The sequence below is a fragment of the Rathayibacter sp. PhB186 genome (assembly GCF_003751825.1).
In the GTDB taxonomy this organism is placed as follows: Bacteria; Actinomycetota; Actinomycetes; order Actinomycetales; family Microbacteriaceae; genus Rathayibacter; species Rathayibacter festucae.
This window is the reverse complement of sequence record NZ_RJKO01000001.1, coordinates 1,302,497-1,327,019: the sequence shown is the minus strand read 5'-3', so window position 1 is coordinate 1,327,019 and position 24,523 is coordinate 1,302,497. Positions and strand designations below refer to the sequence as shown.

The window sequence follows — 24,523 nt, the reverse complement described above, 5'->3', positions numbered from 1 at the left end:
TCCTCGGCTGATCAGCCTCCGCCGACGGCCGTGCGCCGCGGTCGCCGGAGACGCTCGACGGCGCCGAGCACCCGGGCGCGCACGGCCTCGGTCCTCCGCTCCGTGAGCGCGCCGAAGGCCCAGCCCACGGCGCAGGCGAGGAGCGCGAGGGCGAGGACGCCTGCCCAGCTCGCCGCGGACGGCTGCCACCAGGCCGATGCCGGCGGGAACAGCAGCGCGTGGAGCAGCATCAGCACGGGCATGTGCGTCGCATAGAGCGAGAACGAGAACCCCGAGACCCAGGTGCCGCCGCGGAGCAGACGGTCGAGACCCTTCCCTGGAGTCCCCTCGGAGTGGCACAGCACGACGATGAGCGCCGCCGCCGTGATCGTCGTCGCCCAGGTCGTCCAGCCGAGATCATCCGGGCCGGCTTTCGCGAGCCGGTCGACCGACATCGCCGAGATCACGAGCAGGAGTACCGCGCCGATCGAGGCGGCGGTGCCCTTCGGCCCGAGTCGGGAGAGGAACCGCGTGGCCGCCGCTCCCTTCCAGGCGACCGCCGCGCCGGCGAGCCAGGCCAGGAAGAGGCCCGTTCCGGCTGGCCCGAGAACGCAGACGATCACGACGCCGGCTGCGGCGCACAGCACTCGCCGCGGCCAGGAGCCGCCCGTGAGCCCGACGACGAGCAGCGGGAACAGCAGGTAGTAGGAGGCCTCGTAACCGATCGACCAGAGCGGCTGGTCGGTGCCGAAGGGGCGGACCAGGTGCGGCTGGAGGAAGACCACGTTGCCCAGTGCCCCGAGAACACCGCCGTTCACCTGCGCGGAACCGCCCGGCGCGTACTGCGGCCGGTCCGCGAGGAAGGCGACGCCGACGGCGTCGAGGACGGCCGTGAGCACGAGGGCCGGGATCAGGACGAGCCACAGCCGGGTCAGGCGGGAGGTGAAATACCTCGTCCAGCTGAAGGCGTCGCGGGACAGAGCGCTGAGGACGGAGCCGCCGACGAAGAAGCCGCTCAGGACGAAGAAGACGATGACCGCGCCGTGACCGAGGGACGTCAGCGCGTAGAGCGCGCTGTCGACCGGGCCGAGTCGCGTCTCAGCAGCCGGGACCAGGAAGGCCTGCCGAACGTGGGCGACGAGGACGAGCAGGGCAGCGCAGGCCCGGACGGAGTCGAGGGCTCGGTAGGTCATCGCTGCCACTCCGACCGGTCACCCGGACGCGGCGGAACTCGCAGCGATGAAGGCGGGGGACGTCAGCAGGCTGCCGTATCGGCGGCAGCCCTCGTCCGCAAGTCGCATCCGGCGGCGGAACTGGCGCGGGACGCGCGTCCGACGCTCTGCGCGACGCCGGTGTCAGGGGTTCAGATCGAACCTCTGCGCTCGGCGAGCGCACGTGGAGGAGCAGTACGGCTCCGCCGCGGGGGTCGTCTCCCCGCAGTACTCGCAGGGACGTTGGACGAGAGCGCCGACGATCCTGGCCAGGAACGAGGGCGGTCGAGAGATCTTCATGAGCATCAGCGCACCGTATCCATGCGACTTTCGGGTCGTCGCATATTGACGAATTATACGACCCCCGTAGGGGTCCAGGACGGGTGAAATCCCGTGCAACTCCTGACAGAGACCACGATCTGTGTCACACACGCGGGCACGTCCGGGCTGCTCCTCAGCCCTCGCGGAGGCAGGCCCGAGCGGGAGCACGGGGACCGTTCCTCTCCCTCGCGCCGCCGAGACACGCTCGGCGCACACGCGGTTCCTGAGAGCGGCGTCGTAGGGTGAGCCCGTGAAGATCCTTGTCGTCGAAGACGATCCAGCCATGGGCGAAGCACTCGTGGGCGGCCTAGAAGACGCCGGCTACGAAGCGGAGCTGACGACGAACGGCATCGACGCGCTCGTCGCGTTCAGCAACGCCGAGTTCTCGGCCGCCATCGTCGACGTGATGCTCCCCGCGATGTCGGGCTTCGAGATCTGCCGGCGCATCCGCGAGCTGGGCCGCTCCACGCCGATCCTCTTGCTCACCGCTCGCGACTCCGTCGAGGACCGCGTCTTCGGCCTGGACGCCGGCGCCGACGACTACCTGACGAAGCCGTTCGCGTTCACCGAGCTGAACGCGCGGCTGCGGGCGCTGCTGCGGCGGAGCCCCTCGCTGATGTCCACCTCCATCGAGGTCGGCCGCATCACGGTGGACGGGTCGAGCATCCGCCGCACCGCGGACAACACGCGCATCCACGTCAGCCCGAAGGAGCTCGAGCTGCTGAAGCTGCTGATCTCGCCGGTCGGCTCGGTCGTCACCCGCCAGCGCATCCTGTCCGAGATCTGGGGCGGCGGCGAGATCGTCGACAACAACATCGTCGACCAGTACGTCAGCTACCTGCGCAAGAAGCTGCCCGCCGAGGACACCGGGGTCAGCATCGTGACGGTGCGCGGCAAGGGCTACTTCCTCCGCCCGGTCGAGTAGCCGCATGGCCGCCCCGAGCCCGCTCGCCGCGGCGCGTGCCGCGAGGCGGCGCTCGGGAGCCCTGTCGATCCGCGCCAGGATCACCGTCGGCTCCGTCGCCGTCGCGACCGTGCTCTTCGCCCTCGCGGCGATGCTCTTCTACCAGGTCGTCACCGGCATCGTCGAACGCAGCGAGCGGACGATCCTCGTCTCGATCGAGGACGAGATCCGGCGCGATATCGCGGCAGGCGACGTCCCCCGGGTCCGGGACTCCTCCACGGGACAGCTCTACCTCGCGATCACCCCGGAAGGCGCGATCGACGCGACCACCATGCCGACCGAGGTGCGCCGCTCGGTGCAGGCGGAGCTGCGCGACCGCGCGGCCGACGCGGTGCCGCGCTACACCGAGGTCGCCACCGCCACCACGCGCTACCTGGTGCGCATCACCGCGGTGGAGGGCGAGGACGGCACCTGGAGCGTCGCCACGGCCCGCGACCAGGCCGCCTCGCAGCTGGTGCTCGACGACTTCGCGCACGTGCTGGTCTACGCGGCGATCTTCCTCGTCGTCACCTTCGGGCTCGCCTCCTGGATCCTCACCGGAGCGGCTCTGGCGCCGGTGCGCCGGATGCGCGCGCGCGCCGACCAGATCGCCGCCGACCCCACTCCCGGCGATCAGCTGCCGGTCGTCGGCACCCGCGACGAGATCGACGAGCTCGCCGAGACGCTCAACGCGTTCCTCGCCAAGCAGACGGCCTCCCTGGCGCGGGAGAAGCAGATGGTCTCGGACGCCAGCCACGAGCTGCGGACGCCGCTCGCCGCGCTCTCGGCCCAGCTCGAGATCGCGCACCACCGCGTCGAGGACCCGGTCGCCGTCGACCGCGTGATCCTCGACGCGCAGAAGAGCGTCGACCGTCTGGTCCGCCTCGCCTCCGCACTGCTGGACATCTCCCGGATCGAGAGCCGGTCGGCCCGACCCGCGTCGCCCTTCGCCGAGCTGGTCGACGAGCTGGTCGGCGCGGTCGACCGCACCCGGCTGCTCGCGGCCGAGTCGGACGTCGAGATCGACTACGAGATCGACGAGCGCGAGCCCGCTCGGCTCTACGCCGTCGCCACCCAGGACTTCGGCCGGGTGATCGACAACCTCGTCCGCAACGCGATCCAGGCGATCGGCCACGGCGGGACGATCGTCGCGGCTCTCGCGCAGAAGGACGGCCGGCTGCTGCTGACGGTCTCCGACGACGGACCGGGCATGCCGGCCGAGTTCATCCCGGTCGCCTTCGACCGCTTCTCCCGCCCCGACGACTCGCGCACGATCGCCTCCGGCGGCAGCGGCCTGGGCCTCGCCCTCGTGCACACCACGGTGCTCTCCGGCGGCGGGACCGTGGCGCTCTCCAACCGGGAGCCGCACGGTCTCGCGGTCGACATCGTGCTGCCACCCGTGGGGTCCGCCGCCCGCTGAGGCGACGGCCCGGCAGACGGACCCGCCCGGTCGCTACGGCCCGGACGCGACGAAGGCCCCCGGATCGCTCCGGGGGCCTTCGAGGGGGGTCAGCGCCGTTCGTCCTCCGGACGGATCGGCACCGGCTCCGCGTCCGCGGGCGGCGGCGACCAGACCGGCGCCTCCGACTCGGCGGGGGTGCCGTCGAGCAGGTTGCGCGCGCGGTTCACCACCTCGGGGTCGACGATCACCGAGTAGCTGGTGGCGATGACCTGCATCGTCGAGGTGAAGTCGCGGCGGCGGCGGTTCACCGCGTAGGAGGCGAGGCCGAAGAGCATGCCGAAGCCGGCGCCGAGCAGCACGGCCGCGATCAGGAAGGAGAACTCGGTGGCCGGCGAGAAGATGATCAGCAGCAGGCCGAGGAAGACACCGAGCCAGGCGCCCGAGGCGGCGCCGGCCAGGGCGACGCGGCCCCAGGTGAGCTTGCCGGTGACGCGCTCGACGCTCTTGAGGTCGTTGCCGAGGATGGCCAGCTGCTTGACCGGGAAGTCGGCCCGGGCGAGGACGTCGACGGCCTGCTGCGCCTTCTCGTAGGTGTCGAAGGTGGCGAGGATCTCGCCGCGCGGGATCGTCGGGGAGGCGGCGCCCCGGCGGTTGTTCATGGGCATCTGCTGAGTCACCTGCTCAGACTGTCACAGAGGACTTGGAGCATTCTGGACACGGATCGTGAGCTTCCCGAGCGCGCGGTGGGAGCGGCGGGACCCCGCGCTCGGCTTCCGCAGGGGCGCCCGGGTCTAGGTTGGTAGCCGTGAGTTCCGCCAGAGTCTTCGTAGCGCGCTTGGCCGGCTGCAGCGTCTTCGACCCGGCGGGCGATCGCGTCGGCAAGGTCCGAGACGTGCTGCTCGTCCACCGTCAGAACGACGCGCCGCGCGTGGTCGGTCTGGTCGTCGAGATTCCCGGCCGCCGTCGGGTGTTCGTCTCGATCGGGCGGGTCACCAGCATCGGCAGCGGCCAGATCATCACGACCGGTCTGATCAACGTGCGCCGCTTCGAGCAGCGCGGCGGCGAGGTCCGCGTCATCGCCGAGCTGCTCGGCCGGAGGATGACCTTCGTCGACGGCTCGGGCGACGCGATCGTCGAGGACGTCGCGATCGAGGAGGTCGGTCCGGGCGAGTGGGAGCTCGCGCAGCTCTTCGTCCGCCGCCCGAAGACCAGCCCCTCCCCCTTCGCCAAGGGCGCCACGACCTTCGCCGGCTGGCGCGAGGTCCGCGAGAGCGTGTCCACCGAGGCGCAGTCGGCCGAGCAGTACGTGGCGAGCCTCTCCGAGCTCAAGCCCGCCGACCTCGCCAGCACGCTCCTCGACCTGCCGCAGCAGCGGATGCTCGAGGTCGCCGGCGAGCTCTCCGACGACCGGCTCGCCGACGTCCTCGAGGAGATGCCCGAGAGCGAGCAGGTCGAGATCCTCGGCCGGCTCGACGACGACCGCGCGGCCGACGTCCTCGACCAGATGCAGCCGGACGACGCGGCCGACCTGATCGCGCAGCTCTCGGACGAGCGCGGCGAGGCGCTCCTCGAGCTGATGGAGCCGGAGGAGGCGGACGACGTCCGCATGCTCCTCTCCTACGCGCCCGAGTCGGCCGGTGGACTGATGACGACCGAGCCGATCATCGTCTCGTCCGAGGCGACCGTCGCCGAGGGCCTCGCGATGATCCGCCGACACGAGCTGGCCCCGGCGCTCGGCGCCGCGGTCTGCGTCACCCTGCCGCCGTACGAGCCGCCGACCGGCCGCTTCCTCGGCATGGTGCACTTCCAGCGGATGCTCCGCTACCCGCCGCACGAGCGCCTCGGCACCCTGCTCGACCAGAGCCTGGACCCGATCACCCCGGACACCTCCGCGGCCGAGGTCGCCCGCATCCTCGCGAGCTACAACCTCGTCTCGGTGCCCGTGGTGGACGAGTCGCACCGCCTGGTCGGCGTCGTCACGATCGACGACGTGCTCGACTACCTCCTCCCCGACGACTGGCGCAGCCACGACGGCGACGACGAACCGCGCGTGCCGGTGAGCACGACGACCCAGGGCATACCGATCGCGCCGCCCGCGGCGGCGACCAGCAGGTTCAGGGCAGGACGACGAGGACGGAGGGGTGCGCGTGGCTAGGGACACCAAGCAGGATCGACGGCTCGACGCCCCGAAGGGCCTGCGCACGCGGGTGCTCCCCCGGCGCAACCGGCAGAGCAGCGACCGCTTCGGCCGCCTGACCGAATCCTTCGCCCGCGGCATGGGCACGCCGTGGTTCCTCGTCGGCATGACGATCTTCTGCGTGTTCTGGCTGCTGTTCAACACCTACGGTCCGGAGGAGTCGCGGTTCGACTCCCAGGCCCTGGGCTTCACGGTGCTCACGCTGATCCTGTCCCTGCAGGCCTCCTACGCGGCGCCCCTGCTGCTGCTCGCGCAGAACCGCCAGGACGACCGCGACCGCGTGCAGATCGAGCAGGACCGCCAGCGCGCCGAGCGCAACCTCGCCGACACGGAGTACCTGGCCCGCGAGGTCGTCGCGCTCCGGCTGGCGATCCGCGACATGGCGAGCAAGGACTTCATCCGCTCCGAGCTGCGCAGCCTCGTCGAGGAGCTCGAGAAGGACCGGGCGGAGTCGATCGCGAGCGAGCGGCGCGATGCCTGACGTCGCCGTGACGGGTCCGGCGGATCCCGCCGCTCTCGAGAGCGCGGTGCTCGCGGCACTCGCCCGGGTCATCGATCCGGAGATCCGGAAGCCCATCACCGAGCTCGACATGGTCGACGCGGTGACGGTGGGCGAGGACGGCGCGGTGACCGTCGCCATCCGGCTGACGATCGTCGGCTGCCCGGCCGCGTCCGCGATCGAGCGCGATGTCCGCGCGGCGGCGGAGTCTGCGGCGGGCTCCGCCGCGGTGCGGGTCGAGGTCGGCGTGATGACGCCGGCGCAGCGCACGGCTCTGACCGAGCGGCTGCGCGGCGGGCGGCGCGAGATGCCGTTCGGCCCGGACTCGCTGACGCGGGTCTACGCGGTGACCAGCGGCAAGGGCGGGGTCGGCAAGTCGACCGTCACCGCGAATCTGGCGGTGGCCCTGGCCCGGCGCGGGCTCGCGGTCGGGCTGGTCGACGCCGACGTGCACGGCTTCTCCATCCCGGGGCTGCTCGGCCTGATGCACGACGGCCGCGTCGCCGGGCCGACGCGCGTCGGCGAGCTGATGCTCCCCCCGGTCGCGCACGGCGTGAAGGTGATCTCGATCGGGATGTTCCTCGAGGGCGACACCCGCGGCGCGGCCGTCTCCTGGCGGGGACCGATGCTGCACCGCACCATCTCGCAGTTCCTCACCGACGTGTACTTCGGCGACCTGGACGTGCTGCTGCTCGACCTGCCCCCGGGCACGGGCGACGTCGCCATCTCGATCGGGCAGCTCCTGCCGCACGCGGAGGTGCTGATCGTGACGACTCCGCAGCCGGCCGCCGCCGACGTGGCGGAGCGCAGCGGTGCGCTCGCCCGGCAGTCGGGGCAGCGCATCGTCGGCGTGGTCGAGAACATGTCCGGGCTGCCGCAGCCCGACGGGTCGGTGCTCGAGCTCTTCGGCAGCGGCGGCGGGGCCGAGGTGGCCCGCCGGCTCAGCGCGAGCGGTGAGGACGTGCCGCTGCTCGCCTCGCTGCCGATCAGCGTGGCGCTGCGCGCGGGCGGCGACGACGGGCTTCCGGTCGTCATCGGCGACCCGGAGGACCCGGCCGCCGTCGCGATCACGGAACTGGCCCGGACGCTCGCCTCGCGGCCACGCGGTCTGACGGGTCGCCGCCTCCCGATGTCGGTCGGCTGAGACCTTCGCCGCAGGCCCCGGCCTGAGCGGGTCTCGATACGGCCGCTGCGCGGCCTACTCGACCAGCATGCAAGGGCCGCACTGCGGGCTGCTCGACCAGCAGGCAAGGGCCGCACTGCGGGGTGCTCGACCGGCCGCATCCGAGGGAAGTGCCGCAACCATGTTGGTCGAGTAGCCCCGCAGGGGCGTATCGAGACCCACTGTCGTCAGCACTTCGGCCGACGGCGCGCGTCAGGTGGCTTCGAGGTCGATGGGCGGGGGCGCCACCGTCGAGAGCTCGCCGGCTCCGGCCGACCGCTTCATCGTCGTGTAGTAGCTGTCCGCCGTCGAGGCGCCGCCGCCCGCGGTGACGGGCGCGGAGACCGCGGAGGGCGGCTTGACCGTGGGGGCCGGCTCGTCCTCGAGCAGGGCGTCGCGGATGATGCGCCGCGGGTCGTACTGCCGCGGATCGAGCTTGCGCCAGTCGACCTCGTCGAACTCGTCGCCCATCTCGTCCTTCACGCGCTCGCGCGCCTGCGTGGCGAATCCGCGGACCTTCCGCACCAGCGCAGCGAGCTGCGAGGCGTAGTAGGGGAGGCGGTCAGGGCCCAGCACGAAGACGGCGATGACTCCGATGATGAGGAGCTTGTCGAACGTCAAACCGAACACGGGACCACCCTAGTCCGCCGCGCCTGCGCCGACGACCGCACGGACCCCCGTACCCTGGCGATGCGCAGGCGCGATCCGCCCGCCGCGACCCCCACCAGAGGAGCCCGCCCGTGTCCGACAAGGATGCCAACTGGAAGTACGCCGAGGACGCCGTCGTCGAGCCCGAGGCCATCGCCTCCGCCCGCCGGCTCGCCGTCGAGCTGGGCATCGACGCGATCGCGCCCTCGATCGGCGCGCAGTCCGCCCTCGTCGCTGCGGCGGCCCGGGCGACGTCGATCATCGAGATCGGAACCGGCACCGGCGTGAGCGGACTCTGGCTGCTCGACGGCGCCCCGGAGGCCATGCTGACCTCGATCGACTCGGAGGCGGTGCACCAGCAGCACGCCCGCGCGCAGTTCCACGAGGCCGGCATCTCGCCGAACCGCCTGCGCCTGATCCCGGGACGCGCCCTCGAGGTGCTCCCGCGGATGAACGAGAACTCCTACGACATCGTCTTCGTCGACGGCGATCCGCTGCAGGTCATCGAGAACGTCGAGCACGCGCTGCGCCTCGTCCGCGTCGGCGGCACCGTGCTCGTGCCGCACGCGCTCTGGCGCGGCCGCGTCTCGAACCCCGCGCAGCGCGACGAGATCGCCTCCGCCTTCCGCACGCTGGTCGCCGAGGTCTGCGGCTCGCCGGCCGTGGTCAGCGTGCTGTCGCCGATCGGCGACGGGCTGCTGCAGGCGAACAAGCGCCGCGCGTAGCACGGGCCCGACCCCGGGAACGAGGGAACGCCCGTCGCATCGGATGCGGCGGGCGTTCTCGACGGTGCTGGTGGGTCAGGCTGGAGTCACCACCGACGCGAGAGCGTCGTGCAGTTCTTTCGCCTCTGCATCGTTGACTGAGACGACGAGGCGTCCGCCGCCTTCGAGCGGAACGCGCACGACGATGAGTCGCCCCTCCTTAACAGCCTCCATCGGTCCGTCTCCGGTCCTCGGCTTCATGGCCGCCATAGAGTTCCCCTTTCGTGACGTATCCGTCTATTATCGTGCATCCGCGCCAGGGACGAAATCGGCGGCCTTCCGCGGAAACGCGGCGTCGATCACGGCGGTGTCCAGTCGTAGCCGTCGACGGCCCAGCCGATGGTGATCCAGCCGATCTGGCCGGCGATCGAGACGAGCACCAGCGCGCTCCGGAACAGGGGCGAGCGCGGCACCGCGAGCGCTCCGACCAGCGGGAACATCGGGCCCAGCAGGCGGAACGTGCTCGACTGGGGGAAGAAGAAGGCGAAGAGGTAGACGCCGTAGCCCGCGATCCACGCGCGGCTGAAGAGGTCCAGCCGCCGCGTCCAGGGCGACGCGAGGATGCCGACGAACAGCAGCACGAGGACGACGACCAGCGCGATGCCGACCATCGGCGCGCCGAACCACCAGCCGCCCCACCACGCGCCGCCCTGGAACCAGGAGGTGAAGGGGAACAGCTCCTGGTAGCCGATGTAGGAGGCTCGCCAGGCCAGCTCGGTGTCGGTGTAGGCCGTCGGCGACCCGGTGACCGCCCATGCCACCGCGGGCCAGAGGAAGCCGACGACGAGGCCCCAGACCGTCAGCGCGACGGCGGGGACGGCGTCGGCCCGCGGGAACGGCTCCTTCGCGCGCCGGACGAACCGGTAGACGACGTAGAGGCCCATCGCCGCGGCGAAGGCCAGCCCGCTCGGGCGCGTCAGCCCGAGCGCGAGCACGACCGGGAAGACCCAGGCGTACCGGCGCCGGACGAGCAGCAGCAGCACGATCGCGGTCAGCATCATCGCCATCGACTCGGCGTAGGCGATCTGCAGCATCGGCGAGGTCGGCGCGACGCAGAAGAAGAGGACGGCGACGAGGGACTGCGACTCGCTCAGCGAGTGCCGCATCAGCCGGTAGAGCACCAGGCAGGCGACGGCCGCGCAGATCACCGAGACGGCGACACCGGCGGTGGCCCAGCCAAGGCCGGTCAGCACCATCAGCAGGCGCACGACGACCGGGTAGAGCGGCATGAACGCCCACGCGTTCTCGCCGATCTCACCCGCGTCGGTCACGGGCAGCTCGGTCGGATAGCCGGCGGTCGCGATGATCTCGTACCAGCGGCCGTCCCACATCGTCGCGAAGTCGACGTAGGCCGGCGACGGGCCGGTCCACGAGTTCGCCTGCTGATTCGCGGCGAACTGCAGCATGATCACGGTCGTCACGATGCGGGTGAGGACGAAGACCGCGAGGACGCGCGCCCACCAGGGGACGAGGCGCAGCTGCGCGCGACGGCGGACCGGGAGCCCGGTGAGGACGGCGCTCACGCGGAGCCGCGCAGCCAGCGGCGGAGGCCCTCGGTGCAGGCGGTGATCTCGTGCACGGCGACGTGCTCGTCGTCGGCGTGCGCCTTGAGCGGGTCGCCGGGGCCGTAGTTCACCGCGGGAATGCCCATCGCGGAGAAGCGGGCGACGTCGGTCCAGCCGTACTTGGGCTTCGCCTCGGCGCCGACCGCGGCGATGAAGGCCTGCGCGAGCGGAGCGTCGAGCCCGGGGCGCGCGCCCTCGGCCAGATCGACGACATCGACCTCGAAGCCCTCGAACAGCTCCCGGAGGTGGGCGACCGCCTCCTCGCCGGTGCGGTTCGGCGCGAAGCGGTAGTTGACGTGCACCGTGCAGAGGTCGGGGATCACGTTGCCCGCCACTCCCCCGCTGATGCGGACCGCGTTGACGCCCTCGCGGTAGACGAGGCCCTCGACCTCGACCTCGCGCGGCTCGTAGGCGGCGAGGCGGTCCAGGATCGGGGCGGCGGCGTGGATCGCGTTCTCGCCGACCCAGCTCCGGGCGGAGTGCGCGCGGCGGCCGTGCGCCGTCACGTCGACGCGGAGGGTGCCGTTGCAGCCGCCCTCGACCTCGCCCCTGGTCGGCTCGCCGAGCACGGCGAAGTCGGCGGCGAAGACGTCCGGGCGGTGGCGGGAGAGGCGGCCGAGGCCGTTGAGGTCGGAGGCGACCTCCTCGTTGTCGTACCAGATCCAGGTGACGTCGACGACCGGATCGGTCAGCTCCGCGGCGAGGACCAGCTGGACGGCGACGCCCGCCTTCATGTCGGTGGTGCCGCGGCCGACGAGGTGCTCGACGCCGTCGATCGTCTCGGCGCGCACCGGGAGGTTGTCGTTGATCGGGACCGTGTCGAGGTGGCCGGCGATGACGACGCGCTGCTCGCGCCCGAGGTTCGTCCGGGCGACCACGGTGTGGCCGTCGCGGAGCACCTCGAGGTGCGGGTACTGCTCGAGGGCGAGCTGCACCGCGTCAGCCAGCGCCAGCTCATCGCCGGAGACGGAGGGGATGTCGCAGAGCACGCGGGTCAGCGCGATCGGATCGGAGCTCAGATCGAGGGGCGCGACGGGCGCCGGGGCGGAGGTCGGTACGGCCATGCGCCCCAGGGTACCGGCCGGATCGTGCGCGCTACCCTGGGCGACATGAGCCTCCAGAACACCGCTGACTCCGCCGTGCCCGCGCCCGCCTCCGCCTGGGGCTACGGGCTGGCGACGATCGCCTCGGACGGCACCGTCCTCGACACCTGGTTCCCGGAGCCGCGGCTGGGCACGATCCCCGCGGGCCGCGACCCGTGGATCGTGCCGGCGGAGTTCGAGGCCCTCGCCGGTGAGGACCCGCGGCGCGAGGTGCGGATCGACGTGGTGACGCTGCAGATCGACCTGCAGAGCGCGCCGGCGTCGACCTCGGACGCGTACCTCCGGCTGCACCTGCTCTCGCACCTGCTCGTCCAGCCGAACACCGTGAACCTCGACGGGATCTTCGCGCACCTGCCGAACGTCGTGTGGACGAACGCCGGGCCGGTCGCCCCGGACTCGTTCACCCGGCTGCGACCGTCGCTGCGGCGCCACGGGATCCAGGCCGCGGGGATCGACAAGTTCCCGCGACTGACGGACTACGTCACGCCGGCGAAGGTGCGCATCGCGGACACGTCGCGGGTGCGCCTGGGCGCGCACCTCGCTCCCGGGACGACGGTCATGCACGAGGGGTTCGTCAACTTCAACGCCGGGACGCTCGGCAGCTCGATGGTCGAGGGCCGCATCTCGCAGGGCGTCGTCGTCGGCGACGGCTCGGACATCGGCGGCGGCGCCTCGATCATGGGGACGCTCTCCGGCGGTGGCGTGCAGCGGGTGTCGATCGGCGCGCGGGCGCTGCTCGGCGCGAACTCCGGCATCGGCATCTCGATCGGCGACGACACCGTCGTCGAGGCCGGGCTCTACGTCACGGCGGGCACGAAGGTCGTCGTGGTGGGCGGCGCCCCGCGCGCCGACGGGCGGCCGCAGACGGTCAAGGCCGTCGAGCTGTCGGGCGTGCCGAACCTGCTCTTCCGCCGCAACTCGCTCACGGGCGCGGTCGAGGTGCTCCCCCGCACCGGAGCCGGCATCGAGCTGAACACGGCCCTGCACGCCTGACACGGGGGCGAGGCGCCTGCTCGTCGAGTAGCCGCGGAACGCGGCATAGCGAGACCCACCCCTCTGCAGACGTCGGGTCTCGATACGCCCGCTGCGCGGGCTACTCGACCAGCATGAGGGGCCCGCGCGCGGGCCACTCGACCAGCATGAGCGGCCCGCGCGCGGGCCACTCGACCAGCATGGTGGGCCAGCTGCGCGGCCTGCTCGACCAGCAGGGCGAAACATGCTGGTCGAGTAGCCGCGGCACGCGGCGTATCGAGACCCACCCGCCGACGGGCTCCTCGGGCCGGGTCAGCGGCCGGTGGGCCAGTGGCGCTCGGGGGCTCCCGTGTAGAGCTGCTGGGGGCGGCCGATCTTGGTCTGCTTGTCGGTGTTCATCTCGCGCCAGTGCGCGATCCAGCCGGGCAGGCGGCCGATGGCGAACAGGACGGTGAACATCCGGGTCGGGAAGCCCATCGCCTTGTAGATGACGCCGGTGTAGAAGTCGACGTTCGGGTAGAGGCGGCGCTCCTTGAAGTAGTCGTCCTCCAGGGCGAGGGCCTCGAGCTCCATCGCGATGTCGAGAAGCGGGTCCTTGACGCCGAGCGCCTGCAGCACCTCGGACGCGCTCTCCTTGACGAGCTTCGCGCGCGGGTCGTAGTTCTTGTAGACCCGGTGGCCGAAGCCCATCAGGCGGACGCCCTCCTCCTTGTTCTTCACCCGCTCGACGAAGGTCTGGACGCTTTCGCCGGACTCGCGAATGCGGCCGAGCATCGTCAGCACGGCCTCGTTCGCGCCGCCGTGCAGCGGGCCGAACAGGGCGTTGATGCCGGCCGAGACCGACGCGTAGAGGTTCGCCTCGGTCGAGCCGACCAGGCGGACGGTGGAGGTCGACGCGTTCTGCTCGTGGTCCTCGTGCAGGATCAGCAGGCGGTCGAGCGCCTTCGAGAGCACCGGGTCCACCTCGAACGGCTCGGCCATGGTGCCGAAGTTCAGGCGGAGGAAGTTGTCGACGAAGCTCAGCGAGTTGTCCGGGTAGAGGAACGCCTGGCCGATCGCCTTCTTGTGCGCGTACGCCGCCATCACCGGCAGCTTCGCGAGCAGGCGGATGGTGGTCAGCTCGACCGCCTCCGGGTCCTTCGGGTTCGAGCTGTCCTCGTAGTAGGTCGACAGCGCCGAGACACCGGCCGAGAGGACCGACATCGGGTGCGCGCTGTGCGGCAGCGCGTCGAAGAAGCGCTTGAGGTCCTCGTGCAGCAGCGTGTGCCGGCGGATGCGGTCGTCGAAGCCGGCGAGCTCGTCCGCGGTGGGCAGCTCGCCGTAGATCAGCAGCCAGGCCACCTCGAGGTACGTCGCGTTCGTCGCGACCTCCTCGATCGGGTAGCCGCGGTAGCGCAGGATCCCCTCGTCGCCGTCGATGTAGGTGATGCTCGACTTGGTGGCGGCCGTGTTGACGAAGCCGTAGTCGAGCGACATCAGACCGGTCTGCTTCGACAGGGTCGAGAAGTCGATGCTCGAGGAGCCGTCGACGCTGCGCAGGACCGGGAACTCCGCGGTGCGATCACCGAACGTGAGCGTCACCTTCTCGGGCAGGACCTCGGCCGCGGCCGGCGCACTCTCCGTGGCGGGCTCGGGTGTCTCCACCGTCGCGGTTCCGTCGCTCTGCGTGCCGGATTCGGTCACAACGCCTCCCAGGTCATCGGTCGCACCCGGGTGCGCTCGCGCGGAGCGGGCGGCGCCGGGGGCTGGAACTGTCCGGAACCAGGGCCGTTTGTGGCGACGCTGACCGAACCCCATACAGCCTATGGGCAAAGCGGCGGCACTGTGACACCGCCCAGTGCTCGCCCCCGTCCGTTGTGGGGATCCTTCAGGATCGCGGTGAGCCGAGGGTCAGAGACCGCCCGCCAGCCGCTCGGCGGCGGCCGCGATCCGCTCGTCGGTGGCCGTCAGCGAGAGGCGGACGTGCTCGGTGAAGTGGTCGCCGTAGAAGACGCCGGGGCCGGCGAGGATCCCCAGGCGCGCGAGCCGGTCGATCGACTCCCAGGCGGGTCGCCCCTCGGTCGCCCAGAGGTAGAGGCCGGCCTCGCTGCGGTCGACGCGGAAGCCCGCGGCTTCGAGCGCCGGGCGCAGGAGATCGCGACGGGAGCGGTAGCGCTCCTTCTGCTCCGCCACGTGGCCGTCGTCGGCGAGCGCGACGACCATCGCCTCCTGCAGCGGGGCGGGGACGATCATCCCGGCGTGCTTGCGGACGGTGACGAGCCGAGCGATCAGCTCGCGGTCGCCCGCGACGAAGGCGGCGCGGTAGCCGGCCAGGTTGGACTGCTTGCTGAGGGAGTAGACGCCGAGCACGCCGCGGCGGTCCTCGCCCGCCACGCGGGGATCGAGGACGCTCGGGATCGGCTCGTCGGCCCAGCGGCCGTCCCAGCCGAGCTCGGCGTAGCACTCGTCGCCCGCGACGACGGCGCCCAGCTCGCGCGCGCGCTCGATCGCGCGCCTCAGCGCGTCGACGTCGAGCACGGCGCCGTCGGGGTTGCCGGGCGAGTTCAGCCAGACGAGGCGCGTCTCGGCCGGCCACTCGTCGGGGTCGTCGGAGGCGAGCACCGAGGCTCCGGCGATCGCGGCGCCCATCGCATAGGTGGGGTACGCGGCGCGCGGGTGGACGACGACGTCGCCCTCACCGAGACCGAGCAGGAACGGCAGCCAGGCGACGAGCTCCTTCGAGCCGATCGTCGGCAGCACCTCGTCGAGGCCGAGCCCCGGGACGCCCCGGCGCCGGGCGTACCAGGCGGCGATCGCCTCGCGCAGGGCGGGAGTGCCGACCGTGGTCGGGTAGGCGTGCGCGTCGGTCGCCCGGGCGAGGGCCTCGCGGATCGGCTCGGGCGTCGGGTCGACCGGCGAGCCGATCGAGAGGTCGACGAGGCCGCCGGGGTGCGCGGAGGCGACCCGGGTGGCGGGACCCATCAGGTCCCAGGGGTAGTCCGGCAGCGGTCCGAGTGCCACGGACGCGCGCTCAGTGGCTCTGCGGCGGGAGGACGGCGATGACCGGGTGGTCCTTCGCGATCACTCCGACCTTCGCGGCACCGCCGGGCGAGCCGATCTCGTCGAAGAACTCGACGTTGGCCTTGTAGTAGTCGGACCACTCCTCGGGGAGGTCGTCCTCGTAGTAGATGGCCTCGACGGGGCACACCGGCTCGCACGCCCCGCAGTCGACGCACTCGTCGGGGTGGATGTAGAGCGAGCGCTCGCCTTCGTAGATGCAGTCGACCGGGCATTCGTCGATGCAGGCGCGGTCTTTGACATCGACGCACGGAAGTGCGATCACGTAGGTCACGGTCGTGGACGTCCCTTCGAACAGTGTTCTCTATCGTACGGGGAGCGGCGGGGCGGTGCTGTCGGCCGCCGGTTCCGCCGGAGCGGGGCGGGACGGCGGACGGACCCGCGGCCAGGCGATCACCACGAGGGCGATCAGCGCGGGGGCGAAGGTCCAGACCACGCCGAGGCCGTTGGCCGGCACGAGGACCGAGCCGCCGGTGCTGCGCAGCGCCAGCAGCCCGATCGCGCCGAGCAGGCCCATCGCGGTGCAGAAGGCGACGAAGCGGTCCACCATCACGAGACGGAGTCCGAGCAGCAGGAGCAGCACGGCGGCCAGCGACACGGCGAGGCCGACCGGGAGCTCCGCGTCGCCGACGGTCACGGTGCTCTGGTGCGCGACGGTCGTGATCGCGCCGACCACCGCGCCGGTCAGCACAGAGAGCAGGCCCGAGACGATGCGGGTGCCGAGATCGGGCCGCTCCTCGGCGACCGGCTCCGGCGGCCTCGGCGCACCCTCGGGGCGGAAGCGCTCGAGGCGGCCGATCGGGAACGGCGGGCCGCTCGAGAGCCGCAGCTCGTCGCCGTCGACGACGAGCTGCGTGCGGTGCGCCTCGAGCGCCGCGCGCTTGCGGGCGTAGTCGGTGTCGTCGAGCTCGATCGCGACGTCGCCGGGCTGCTCGGGGACGGCGTCGGGCAGGACGGCCAGGTAGCGCAGTCCGAGCCGCTCGGCGGCCGTCGAGGCGATCAGGGCGGCGCGGATGTGGTCGGGATGGCCGTAGCCGCCGCCGACGTCGTAGGAGAGCACGAGGGTCGCGCCGGTCTGCAGGAGGACGGCGACGAGGTCGGCGATCGCCTCCTCCTCCGGCGCGGAGGTGAAGGAGCGCGGGTCGACCGGCTCGAGCGGGACGGGCACTCGGCCCGGGCCCCACTGCATGCCGGAGTCGCGGTAGATCCGCGGGGCGAGGCCTGCGGCGCGGGCGGCCGGGTCGCCGAGGAAGCGGTGATCGGCGACGCCGAGGGCGGTCAGGGCGACGACCAGCTCGGTGGTGCGGTGCGAGGCGAGCTCGTCCGAGCCCTCGAGGTGCGCGAGATCGGGCGGGATGACCTCGCCGCACTCGCCGCGCGTCGCGGTGACGACGGTGACCGCGGCGCCGTCCGCGACGAGTCGCGCGAGGGTCCCGCCCATCGTGATGGTCTCGTCGTCGGGATGGGCGTGCACCGCCACGACCCGCTCGCCTGCGCCGTCTCGACTCGCGTCCACTCTCCGCCTCTCGTCCGTCCCGTGCTCTCGTTCCGCCGCGCGGCCTCGCCCGAAGCGCCTCCGACCGGCTGCTCGGCGCCGCACATCGCGCGCCCGGCGTCCTGTGTGGACACGCGACCGGATGGCCACTACAGTCATCCACGGGTTAGGCAAGGCTTACCTGAGGATGCGGCCCGGGGGTGGGCTTCGCACCGTCCTCCCGTGCAGACGACGAAGAGAACACACGTGCTCGCAAACTACCTCATCGGCCTCCGTGAAGGCCTCGAAGCCGGGCTCGTCGTCGGCATCCTCGTCGCCTACCTGACCAAGCTGCAGCGGCGCGACGTGCTCCCCCGCCTCTGGACGGGCATCGCCGCCGCGGTCGTCCTCTCCCTCGTCACCGGCGCGATCCTCACCTGGGGCCCCTACGGCCTCAGCTTCACCGCGCAGGAGCTCCTCGGCGGCGGCCTCTCGCTGCTCGCCGTCGGCCTCGTCACCTGGATGATCTTCTGGATGGGCGCCAACGCCCGCAGCCTCAAGGGCGAGCTCGAGTCCAAGCTGGACGCCGCGGTCAGCGGCTCCGCCCTCGGGATCGTCGTGCTCGGCTTCGTCAGCGTCGGTCGCGAGGGGATCGAGACCGCGCTGTTCGTCTGGGCGAGCGTCTCCTCGAGCAGCGCCTCCTCCGACTCGGACGCCTGGGTCGGCACGGTCGGCGCGTTCCTCGGCATCCTCAGCGCGGTCGTCGCCTCCTACCTGATCTTCCGCGGCTTCGTCCGGATAGACCTCGGCCGCTTCTTCACCTGGACGGGCGGCTTCCTCATCGTCGTCGCGGCCGGCGTGCTGCTCTACGGCGTCGGCGACCTGCAGGAGGCGGCGCTGCTGCCCGGCTCGGGCACCCCGCTGTTCGACCTGGGTCCGATCCTGCCGACGCCGGTCGCCGCGATCCTCGGCGGGCTCTTCAACTACACGCCCGAGCCGACGGCCCTGCAGTTCTCCGCCTGGCTGCTCTACCTCGTCGTCGTCGGGTCCCTCTTCGTCCGCCAGGTCCGCTCCCGCCGGCCGCGACGGGGCAGCGCGGCCCCGGTCGCCGCTCCCGTCGCCACCTCCGTCTGATCCCGCCCCGGCACCGCCGGAACGACCTCCCACCACCAGGAGAACCATGCCCCCGCGCACTCGACCCCGCCTCCCCCGCGTCGCCTCCGGCCTCGCCGGCGCCGGCGCTCTCGCCCTGCTCCTCACCGGCTGCGTGCCGAACACCCCGGCCGCCTCCTCCGCCGCGGCCCTCGACGTCGCGATCGACGACGGCGCCTGCGCGGTGTCCGCCGCCACGGCCGAGGCGGGTGCGGTCACCTTCGCGCTCGAGAACACCGGATCGGACGTCAACGAGTTCGAGATCCTCGCCGAGGACAAGCTGCGCATCGTGGGCGAGAAGGAGAACGTCACCCCCGGTCAGAGCGTCTCCTACGTCGCCCAGCTCGAGCCCGGCACCTACTACACGGCCTGCAAGTTCCAGCAGGTCGGCGCTCCCGTCGGGCTCGCCGAGTTCACCGTGACCGGCGAGGCGACCGAGCAGTCGGCCGACGAGCAGGCCGCGACCGAGGCCGCCGTCACCAACTACGTCTCCTACGTGCAGTCGCAGTCGGGCGAGCTGCTGCCCGCCGTGACGGCCTTCGCCGACGCGTACGCGGCCGGCGACGACGAGAAGGCGCGCAGCCTCTTCGCCGCGACCCGCGTCTTCTACGAGCGCATCGAGCCGACCGCCGAGGCGTTCGGCGACCTCGACCCGAAGATCGACTACCGCGAGGTGGACGCCGTCGCCGAGGGACTGGACTGGACCGGCTTCCACCGCATCGAGAAGGACCTCTGGGTCCCCGCCGCCGACGCACTGAACTCCGACGGCACGAGCGCCTGGCTCGACTGGGCGCCCTCCACTCCCGAGCAGCGGACGGCCTTCGCCGACGGGCTCGTCTCCGACGTGCAGGACCTCTACGACCTCGTCGCCGCGCCCGACTTCACCGTCTCGGTCGGCGACATCTCGAACGGCGCGATCGGCCTGCTGGACGAGGTCGCCGCGGGCAAGATCACCGGCGAGGAGGACTGGTGGTCGGGCACCGACCTGACCGACTTCGCCGCGAACGTGCAGGGCGCGGAAGTGGCCTTCGGCAACGTCGAGCCGATCGCGACCGCCACCGGTGACGACGGCGCCGCGCTCACCGCCGAGATCGGCCAGCGCTTCGCCGAGCTCGACGCGATGCTCGCCCAGTACGGCTCGCTCGACTCCGGCTTCGTCGCCTACTCGAGCGTCACCGCCGAGCAGAAGAAGGAGCTCTCGGACCAGGTCAACGCCCTGTCCGAGCCGCTCTCGCAGCTGACCCACACGGTGCTCGGCGTCGAGGAGCCCGCGGAGTAGTGGAGCCCGAGCAGAACGCCGCCGGCCCCGCCGACGAGTCGGGCCGACCCGACGAGCAGCCCCGCCGCCTCTCGCGGCGCGGGCTGCTCGGCCTCGTCTCGGCGGGGACCGCGGGCCTCGCCGCGGGGATCGGCGGCACCGTCGCCGTCACCTCGGCGACCAGCGCGAGCGCCTCCTCCGCCGCGACGCGCGTCGTGCCGTTCCACGGCGCGAACCAGGCCGGCATCACCACGGCCGCGCAGGACCGGCTGCACTTCGCGGCGTTCGACCTGTCCTCCACCGCGACCCGCGACGACCTGATCGAGCTGCTGCAGGACTGGACCCTCGCGGCCGCCCGCCTCACCCGGGGCCTCGACGTCAGCGAGGAGGGCGCCGTCGGCGGCCCGGACACGGCGCCGCCGGACGACACCGGCGAGGCGCTCGGCCTCGACGCGTCCTCGCTCACGCTGACCTTCGGCTTCGGACCGACGCTCTTCACCGACGAGTCGGGTGCCGACCGCTTCGGCCTCGCCGACCGCCGGCCGGCCGAGCTCGCGGCGCTCCCCCGGTTCCGCGGCGACGCGCTGGTGCCGACCGCGGGCGGCGGCGACCTCTGCATCCAGGCCTGCGCCGACGACCCGCAGGTCGCGGTGCATGCGATCCGCAACCTCAGCCGCATCGCCTTCGGTCGCGCCTCGCTGCGCTGGTCGCAGCTCGGCTTCGGCCGCACCTCCTCCACCTCGACCGCGCAGGCGACTCCGCGGAACCTCTTCGGCTTCAAGGACGGCACGGCCAACATCAAGTCCGAGGAGCCGGACGCCGTGCAGGAGCACGTCTGGGTGCAGGACGCGGACGGCCCGGCCTGGCTCGCGGGCGGCAGCTACCTCGTCGCGCGCAAGATCCGGATGATCATCGAGACCTGGGACCGCAGCCAGCTCGGCGAGCAGGAGCGCGTGATCGGCCGGAGCAAGGGCTCCGGCGCCCCGCTCTCCGGCGGCGGCGAGTTCACCGAGCCCGACTTCGAGGCGGCCGGCGCGACCGGCGTGCCGCTGGTCGACAAGGAGTCGCACGTCCGGCTCGCGCACCCGACCGTGAACAACGGCGTCCGGCTGCTGCGCCGCGGCTACAACTTCGTCGACGGCAACGACGAGCTCGGACGACTGAACGCGGGGCTGTTCTTCCTCTCGTTCCAGCGGTCGCCGGAGCAGTTCATCACCGTGCAGAGGAACCTCGCGACCGATGCGCTCAACGAGTACATCAAGCACGTGGGCTCGGCGGTCTTCGCCGTCCCGCCGGGCGTCCGCGACGAGGGCGACTACGTGGGGTCGGGGCTCTTCGCCTGAGCCGTCCGCTTTCCTGAGGGAATCTCCATGCCGGCACAGGTCGTCGGCGGCTGCCTCTCCGAGTGCGGCAAGGTCAGCTCCCTAGCGTCGACGACGATGTCCGGGAACAGTGCGAAGAACCAGCCGACCAAGCGCGAGCGCCAGGAGCTCGCCCGCCTCGAGGCGAAGGAGCGGCGCGAGCAGGAGCGGCGCCGGAAGCGGCGGAACCGGGTGCTCGGGCAGAGCGGAGCGGCCGTCGGAGTGCTCGCCGTCGTGGCGCTCGTCGCGTGGAACGTCTGGTCGCAGCAGGAGATCGCGAGCACCGGGCCGGCGAACATGCTGAGCGACGGGATCGTGCTCGCGGGGGCGGAGTCGGCGGTCACGCCGGTGACGACCGCCCCCCTCGAGGCGGGAGAGGAGCCGGTGCCGACCGACGAGGCCGCCACGCGTGCGGGCGGCGTCGTCACCGTCGACCTGTACGTGGACTACCTCTGCCCGTACTGCGGGCAGTTCGAGACCGCCAACATGGCGAACCTGCAGTCGTGGCTGACGCAGGGGGCGATCACGCTCGAGATCCATCCGGTCGCGATCCTCGACTCCTCCTCGGCGGGGTCGGAGTACTCGAGCCGGGCCGCGAACGCGGCGGCCTGCGTGGCGGACGAGGACCCGGACCGCTTCCTCGCCGTGCACGAGGCGCTGTTCGCGAAGCAGCCGGCGGAGGGGACGACCGGGCTGAGCGACGACGAGCTGCGGGCGCTGGTGACCGGGGCGGGCGTGACGGACGACGACGTGCTGGCCTGCATCACGGGTGGCGAGTTCCGGCCGTGGGTCGCGGCGGCCACGAAGCGGGCGACGAGCGGGACCCTGGCGAACTCCTCGGTCGCGAAGCTGAGCTCGACGCCGACCGTGCTCGTCAACGGCGAGCAGTACACCGGGAAGCCGGACGACGCCGACGCGTTCGTCGCCTTCATCACGGCCACGCTCGAGGCGGAGGGCGCGACCGCGTCGCCGACGCCGGCGCCGGCGCCGGCGGGCTGACGGCCGGGTCTCGATACGCCGCTGCGCGGCTACTCGACCAGCATGCTGCAGCCCATGCTGGTCGAGCAGCCCTCGGAGAGGGTGTATCGAGACCCACCCTCTGCCGGACCTCGGTCTCGATACGCCGCTGCGCGGCTACTCGACCAGCATGGAGCGGGCCCCGCGGGAGGCCGGCCGAGCAGCAGACGACGGCGGTGCACTCCACGCCGGCCGAGCCGTCTGCGACGGCGCCGCGCTGCATGCTGGTCGAGTAGCCCTCGGAGAGGGCGTATCGAGACCAACGCTCTGCAGGACCCGGGTCTCGATACGCCGCGTTCCGCGGCTACTCGACCAGCATGAAGGGCCGGAACGACGAACAACCGGCGGAGCGGGGCTCCGGCCGGTCGTTCGTCGTGGCGGGCGCCTCAGGGGCGCCCGGGGATCAGGCCTGCTTCTTGAGGCGGCTGGTCGCGCGGGCGCGGGCGTTCGCGTCCAGCTCGACCTTGCGGATGCGGACGATCTCGGGGGTGACCTCGACGCACTCGTCCTCGCGGGCGAACTCGAGGCACTCCTCGAGCGTCAGCTGGCGCGAGGGCGTCATCGACTCGAACGTGTCGGAGGTGGACTGACGCATGTTGGTCAGCTTCTTCTCCTTCGTGATGTTCACGTCCATGTCGTCGTTGCGCGAGTTCTCGCCGATGACCATGCCCTCGTAGACCTCCTCGGTGGGGTTCACGAAGAAGGTCATCCGCTCCTGGAGCGCGATGATCGCGAACGGCGTCACGACGCCGGTGCGGTCGGCGACGATCGAACCGTTGTTGCGGGTGACGATGGCGCCGGCCCACGGCTCGTAGCCGTGCAGGATCGCGTTCGCGATGCCGGTGCCGCGGGTCGTGGTGAGGAACTCGGTGCGGAAGCCGATCAGGCCGCGCGAGGGGACGATGAACTCCATGCGGACCCAGCCGGTGCCGTGGTTCGCCATGTTCTCCATGCGGCCCTTGCGAGCGGCGAGGAGCTGGGTGATCGCGCCGAGGTACTCCTCCGGAGCGTCGATGGTGAGGTGCTCGAAGGGCTCGTGCACCTTGCCGTCGACCTGGCGGGTGACCACCTGCGGCTTGCCGACGGTGAGCTCGAAGCCCTCGCGGCGCATCTGCTCGACGAGGATGGCCAGCGCGAGCTCGCCGCGGCCCTGGACCTCCCACGAGTCGGGGCGGCCGATGTCGAGGACCTTGAGCGACACGTTTCCGATGAGCTCGCGGTCGAGGCGGTCCTTGACCATGCGCGCGGTGAGCTTGTGGCCCTTGACCTTGCCGACCAGCGGCGAGGTGTTGGTGCCGATGGTCATCGAGATCGCCGGGTCGTCGACCGTGATGGCCGGCAGCGGGCGGATGTCCTCCGGGTCGGCGATGGTCTCGCCGATGGTGATCTCGGGGAAGCCCGCGATCGCGACGATGTCGCCGGGGCCGGCGGTCTCGGCCGGGTAGCGGTCGAGCGCCTTCGTGATCAGCAGCTCGGTGATGCGCGCGTTGGTGTGCGAGCCGTCGTGGTGGACCCAGGCGACGGTCTGGCCCTTCTTGATCGTGCCGTTGAAGACGCGGAGGAGGGCGAGGCGGCCGAGGAACGGCGACGCGTCGAGGTTGGTGACGTGGGCCTGGAGGGGCGCCTCGTCGTCGAAGGTCGGCGCCGGGATGTGCTTGAGGATCGCCTCGAACAGCGGCTCGAGGTCCTCGGCGTCGGGCAGCGTGCCGTCCTCCGGCTTGTTCGCGGAGGCCCGGCCGGCCTTGCCGGACGCGTAGACGACGGGGACGTCGAGGATGGCGTCGAGGTCGAGGTCGGGGACGTCGTCCGCCATGTCGGAGGCGAGGCCGAGGAGGAGGTCTTGGCTCTCGGCGACGACCTCGTCGATGCGGGCATCGGGGCGGTCGGTCTTGTTGACCAGCAGGATGACGGGGAGCTTCGCCTCGAGCGCCTTGCGCAGCACGAAGCGGGTCTGCGGGAGGGGGCCCTCCGACGCGTCGACGAGGAGGCAGACGCCGTCGACCATCGACAGGCCGCGCTCGACCTCGCCGCCGAAGTCGGCGTGGCCGGGGGTGTCGATCACGTTGATGGTGATGGGGCCGTCGACCGCGTGCTTGCCGCTGTAGGACACAGCGGTGTTCTTCGCGAGGATCGTGATGCCCTTCTCGCGCTCGAGCTCGTTCGAGTCCATCGCGCGCTCGTCCACGTGGGCGTGCGCGTCGAAGGAGTTCGTCTGCTTGAGCATGGCGTCCACCAGGGTGGTCTTGCCATGGTCGACGTGGGCGACGATCGCGACGTTGCGCAGGTCGGAGCGGGTGGCACTTGCCATGTGAACGGACTCGTCTCGTGTTCTCGTGCAGTAAGGGGGACCCTCCATCGTACCGCAGGCTCGCGCCGAGACGGCGGAGAGCCCCGTTCCGGGCCGGCGACCCGATGAACATCGGGTGTCGCCGGGCCCG

At 71.9% G+C, this 24,523-nt stretch carries 22 protein-coding genes; 11 read left to right on the top strand and 11 right to left on the bottom strand.

Going from position 1 to position 24,523, the window contains the following annotated elements; all coding sequences use genetic code 11:
* Positions 1 to 11: 11 nt before the first annotated feature.
* Positions 12 to 1,172, bottom strand: a complete 1,161-nt coding sequence (locus EDF45_RS06230) for an acyltransferase (protein ID WP_123735330.1) — start codon at positions 1,170 to 1,172, stop codon at positions 12 to 14.
* Positions 1,173 to 1,761: 589 nt separating this feature from the next.
* Between EDF45_RS06230 and EDF45_RS06225 the strand changes: the two genes are divergently transcribed.
* Positions 1,762 to 2,436: a response regulator transcription factor gene (locus tag EDF45_RS06225; protein ID WP_260300519.1), complete on the top strand. Its 675-nt coding sequence runs from the start codon at positions 1,762 to 1,764 to the stop codon at positions 2,434 to 2,436.
* Between the two features lie 4 nt (positions 2,437 to 2,440).
* Positions 2,441 to 3,874 carry a cell wall metabolism sensor histidine kinase WalK gene (locus EDF45_RS06220; RefSeq protein ID WP_123735329.1) on the top strand — a complete coding sequence of 478 codons (1,434 nt, stop codon included), beginning with the start codon at positions 2,441 to 2,443 and terminating at the stop codon, positions 3,872 to 3,874.
* Between the two features lie 89 nt (positions 3,875 to 3,963).
* On the opposite strand, the gene EDF45_RS06215 is transcribed toward EDF45_RS06220, so the two are convergent.
* A complete protein-coding gene (locus EDF45_RS06215) occupies positions 3,964 to 4,515 on the bottom strand; it encodes a general stress protein (protein WP_185020093.1) in 552 nt (183 codons plus the stop codon).
* A gap of 146 nt (positions 4,516 to 4,661) precedes the next feature.
* On the opposite strand from EDF45_RS06215, the gene EDF45_RS06210 reads away from it, so the two are divergent.
* From EDF45_RS06210 to EDF45_RS06200, 3 genes are read left to right on the top strand one after another with little or no spacing between them, the layout of a single operon-like run.
* The gene (locus EDF45_RS06210) at positions 4,662 to 6,011 is read left to right on the top strand and encodes a magnesium transporter MgtE N-terminal domain-containing protein (protein WP_123735327.1); all 1,350 of its coding nucleotides are present in this window, start codon (positions 4,662 to 4,664) and stop codon (positions 6,009 to 6,011) included.
* A complete protein-coding gene (locus EDF45_RS06205; RefSeq protein WP_123445981.1) occupies positions 6,004 to 6,534 on the top strand; it encodes a DUF1003 domain-containing protein in 531 nt (176 codons plus the stop codon). The genes EDF45_RS06210 and EDF45_RS06205 overlap by 8 nt, the downstream gene beginning before the upstream one ends.
* The gene (locus tag EDF45_RS06200) at positions 6,527 to 7,696 is read left to right on the top strand and encodes an Mrp/NBP35 family ATP-binding protein (RefSeq protein ID WP_123735326.1); all 1,170 of its coding nucleotides are present in this window, start codon (positions 6,527 to 6,529) and stop codon (positions 7,694 to 7,696) included. The genes EDF45_RS06205 and EDF45_RS06200 overlap by 8 nt, the downstream gene beginning before the upstream one ends.
* Before the next feature lie 231 nt (positions 7,697 to 7,927).
* On the opposite strand, the gene EDF45_RS06195 is transcribed toward EDF45_RS06200, so the two are convergent.
* Positions 7,928 to 8,344: a Sec-independent protein translocase TatB gene (locus EDF45_RS06195; RefSeq protein ID WP_123445460.1), complete on the bottom strand. Its 417-nt coding sequence runs from the start codon at positions 8,342 to 8,344 to the stop codon at positions 7,928 to 7,930.
* A 110-nt stretch (positions 8,345 to 8,454) separates the two neighbouring features.
* Here EDF45_RS06195 and EDF45_RS06190 point away from each other — a divergent pair, with 110 nt between their 5' ends.
* Complete coding sequence (locus EDF45_RS06190; RefSeq protein WP_123702830.1) at positions 8,455 to 9,087, top strand: O-methyltransferase; 633 nt, start codon at positions 8,455 to 8,457, stop codon at positions 9,085 to 9,087.
* Positions 9,088 to 9,162: 75 nt separating this feature from the next.
* Here EDF45_RS06190 and EDF45_RS06185 read toward each other — a convergent pair whose 3' ends face one another.
* From EDF45_RS06185 to dapE, 3 genes are all read right to left on the bottom strand, one after another.
* Entirely contained in the window at positions 9,163 to 9,336 is a 174-nt protein-coding gene (locus EDF45_RS06185; protein ID WP_077221916.1) for a DUF3117 domain-containing protein, read from the bottom strand.
* A gap of 89 nt (positions 9,337 to 9,425) precedes the next feature.
* Positions 9,426 to 10,649, bottom strand: a complete 1,224-nt coding sequence (locus tag EDF45_RS06180) for a hypothetical protein (RefSeq protein ID WP_123735325.1) — start codon at positions 10,647 to 10,649, stop codon at positions 9,426 to 9,428.
* Entirely contained in the window at positions 10,646 to 11,755 is a 1,110-nt protein-coding gene (gene dapE, locus EDF45_RS06175; protein WP_123735324.1) for a succinyl-diaminopimelate desuccinylase, read from the bottom strand. Before dapE ends, EDF45_RS06180 begins: the two co-directional genes overlap by 4 nt.
* 45 nt (positions 11,756 to 11,800) lie before the next feature.
* On the opposite strand from dapE, the gene dapD reads away from it, so the two are divergent.
* Positions 11,801 to 12,787 (top strand): 2,3,4,5-tetrahydropyridine-2,6-dicarboxylate N-succinyltransferase, encoded by a 987-nt coding sequence (dapD, locus tag EDF45_RS06170; protein WP_123735323.1) that lies wholly within the window; start codon positions 11,801 to 11,803, stop codon positions 12,785 to 12,787.
* Between the two features lie 291 nt (positions 12,788 to 13,078).
* Here dapD and EDF45_RS06165 read toward each other — a convergent pair whose 3' ends face one another.
* The 4 genes from EDF45_RS06165 to EDF45_RS06150 all read right to left on the bottom strand — a co-directional run bounded on the left by EDF45_RS06165 (position 13,079) and on the right by EDF45_RS06150 (position 17,339).
* Entirely contained in the window at positions 13,079 to 14,359 is a 1,281-nt protein-coding gene (locus EDF45_RS06165; protein WP_123735615.1) for a citrate synthase, read from the bottom strand.
* Between the two features lie 297 nt (positions 14,360 to 14,656).
* Positions 14,657 to 15,766, bottom strand: a complete 1,110-nt coding sequence (dapC, locus tag EDF45_RS06160; protein ID WP_123735322.1) for a succinyldiaminopimelate transaminase — start codon at positions 15,764 to 15,766, stop codon at positions 14,657 to 14,659.
* Positions 15,767 to 15,776: 10 nt separating this feature from the next.
* Positions 15,777 to 16,097 carry a ferredoxin gene (gene fdxA / locus EDF45_RS06155; protein WP_085475430.1) on the bottom strand — a complete coding sequence of 107 codons (321 nt, stop codon included), beginning with the start codon at positions 16,095 to 16,097 and terminating at the stop codon, positions 15,777 to 15,779.
* Positions 16,098 to 16,127: 30 nt separating this feature from the next.
* Entirely contained in the window at positions 16,128 to 17,339 is a 1,212-nt protein-coding gene (locus EDF45_RS06150) for a PIG-L family deacetylase (protein WP_185020092.1), read from the bottom strand.
* 225 nt (positions 17,340 to 17,564) lie between these two features.
* On the opposite strand from EDF45_RS06150, the gene efeU reads away from it, so the two are divergent.
* From efeU to EDF45_RS06130, 4 genes are read left to right on the top strand one after another with little or no spacing between them, the layout of a single operon-like run.
* On the top strand, positions 17,565 to 18,431 hold the full coding sequence (efeU, locus tag EDF45_RS06145; protein WP_123735320.1) for an iron uptake transporter permease EfeU: 867 nt from the start codon (positions 17,565 to 17,567) through the stop codon (positions 18,429 to 18,431).
* Positions 18,432 to 18,477: 46 nt separating this feature from the next.
* The gene (gene efeO / locus EDF45_RS06140; protein WP_123735319.1) at positions 18,478 to 19,728 is read left to right on the top strand and encodes an iron uptake system protein EfeO; all 1,251 of its coding nucleotides are present in this window, start codon (positions 18,478 to 18,480) and stop codon (positions 19,726 to 19,728) included.
* Positions 19,728 to 21,050 carry an iron uptake transporter deferrochelatase/peroxidase subunit gene (gene efeB / locus EDF45_RS06135; RefSeq protein ID WP_123735318.1) on the top strand — a complete coding sequence of 441 codons (1,323 nt, stop codon included), beginning with the start codon at positions 19,728 to 19,730 and terminating at the stop codon, positions 21,048 to 21,050. The genes efeO and efeB overlap by 1 nt, the downstream gene beginning before the upstream one ends.
* A gap of 27 nt (positions 21,051 to 21,077) precedes the next feature.
* Positions 21,078 to 22,067, top strand: coding sequence for a thioredoxin domain-containing protein (locus EDF45_RS06130; protein WP_123735317.1), 990 nt, complete (start codon positions 21,078 to 21,080; stop codon positions 22,065 to 22,067).
* Positions 22,068 to 22,488: 421 nt separating this feature from the next.
* Here EDF45_RS06130 and typA read toward each other — a convergent pair whose 3' ends face one another.
* On the bottom strand, positions 22,489 to 24,393 hold the full coding sequence (gene typA / locus EDF45_RS06125; protein ID WP_123445448.1) for a translational GTPase TypA: 1,905 nt from the start codon (positions 24,391 to 24,393) through the stop codon (positions 22,489 to 22,491).
* Positions 24,394 to 24,523 lie beyond the last annotated feature (130 nt).

Bases quoted from the DNA above. Each gene is read 5' to 3' on its own strand.
- EDF45_RS06230 (WP_123735330.1), bottom strand. From the start codon at position 1,172: ATGACCTACCGAGCCCTCGACTCCGTCCGGGCCTGCGCTGCCCTGCTC.
- EDF45_RS06220 (WP_123735329.1), top strand. From the start codon at position 2,441: ATGGCCGCCCCGAGCCCGCTCGCCGCGGCGCGTGCCGCGAGGCGGCGC.
- EDF45_RS06215 (WP_185020093.1), bottom strand. From the start codon at position 4,515: ATGAACAACCGCCGGGGCGCCGCCTCCCCGACGATCCCGCGCGGCGAG.
- EDF45_RS06200 (WP_123735326.1), top strand. From the start codon at position 6,527: ATGCCTGACGTCGCCGTGACGGGTCCGGCGGATCCCGCCGCTCTCGAG.
- EDF45_RS06185 (WP_077221916.1), bottom strand. From the start codon at position 9,336: ATGGCGGCCATGAAGCCGAGGACCGGAGACGGACCGATGGAGGCTGTT.
- dapE (WP_123735324.1), bottom strand. From the start codon at position 11,755: ATGGCCGTACCGACCTCCGCCCCGGCGCCCGTCGCGCCCCTCGATCTG.
- dapD (WP_123735323.1), top strand. From the start codon at position 11,801: ATGAGCCTCCAGAACACCGCTGACTCCGCCGTGCCCGCGCCCGCCTCC.
- efeO (WP_123735319.1), top strand. From the start codon at position 18,478: ATGCCCCCGCGCACTCGACCCCGCCTCCCCCGCGTCGCCTCCGGCCTC.
- EDF45_RS06130 (WP_123735317.1), top strand. From the start codon at position 21,078: ATGCCGGCACAGGTCGTCGGCGGCTGCCTCTCCGAGTGCGGCAAGGTC.
- typA (WP_123445448.1), bottom strand. From the start codon at position 24,393: ATGGCAAGTGCCACCCGCTCCGACCTGCGCAACGTCGCGATCGTCGCC.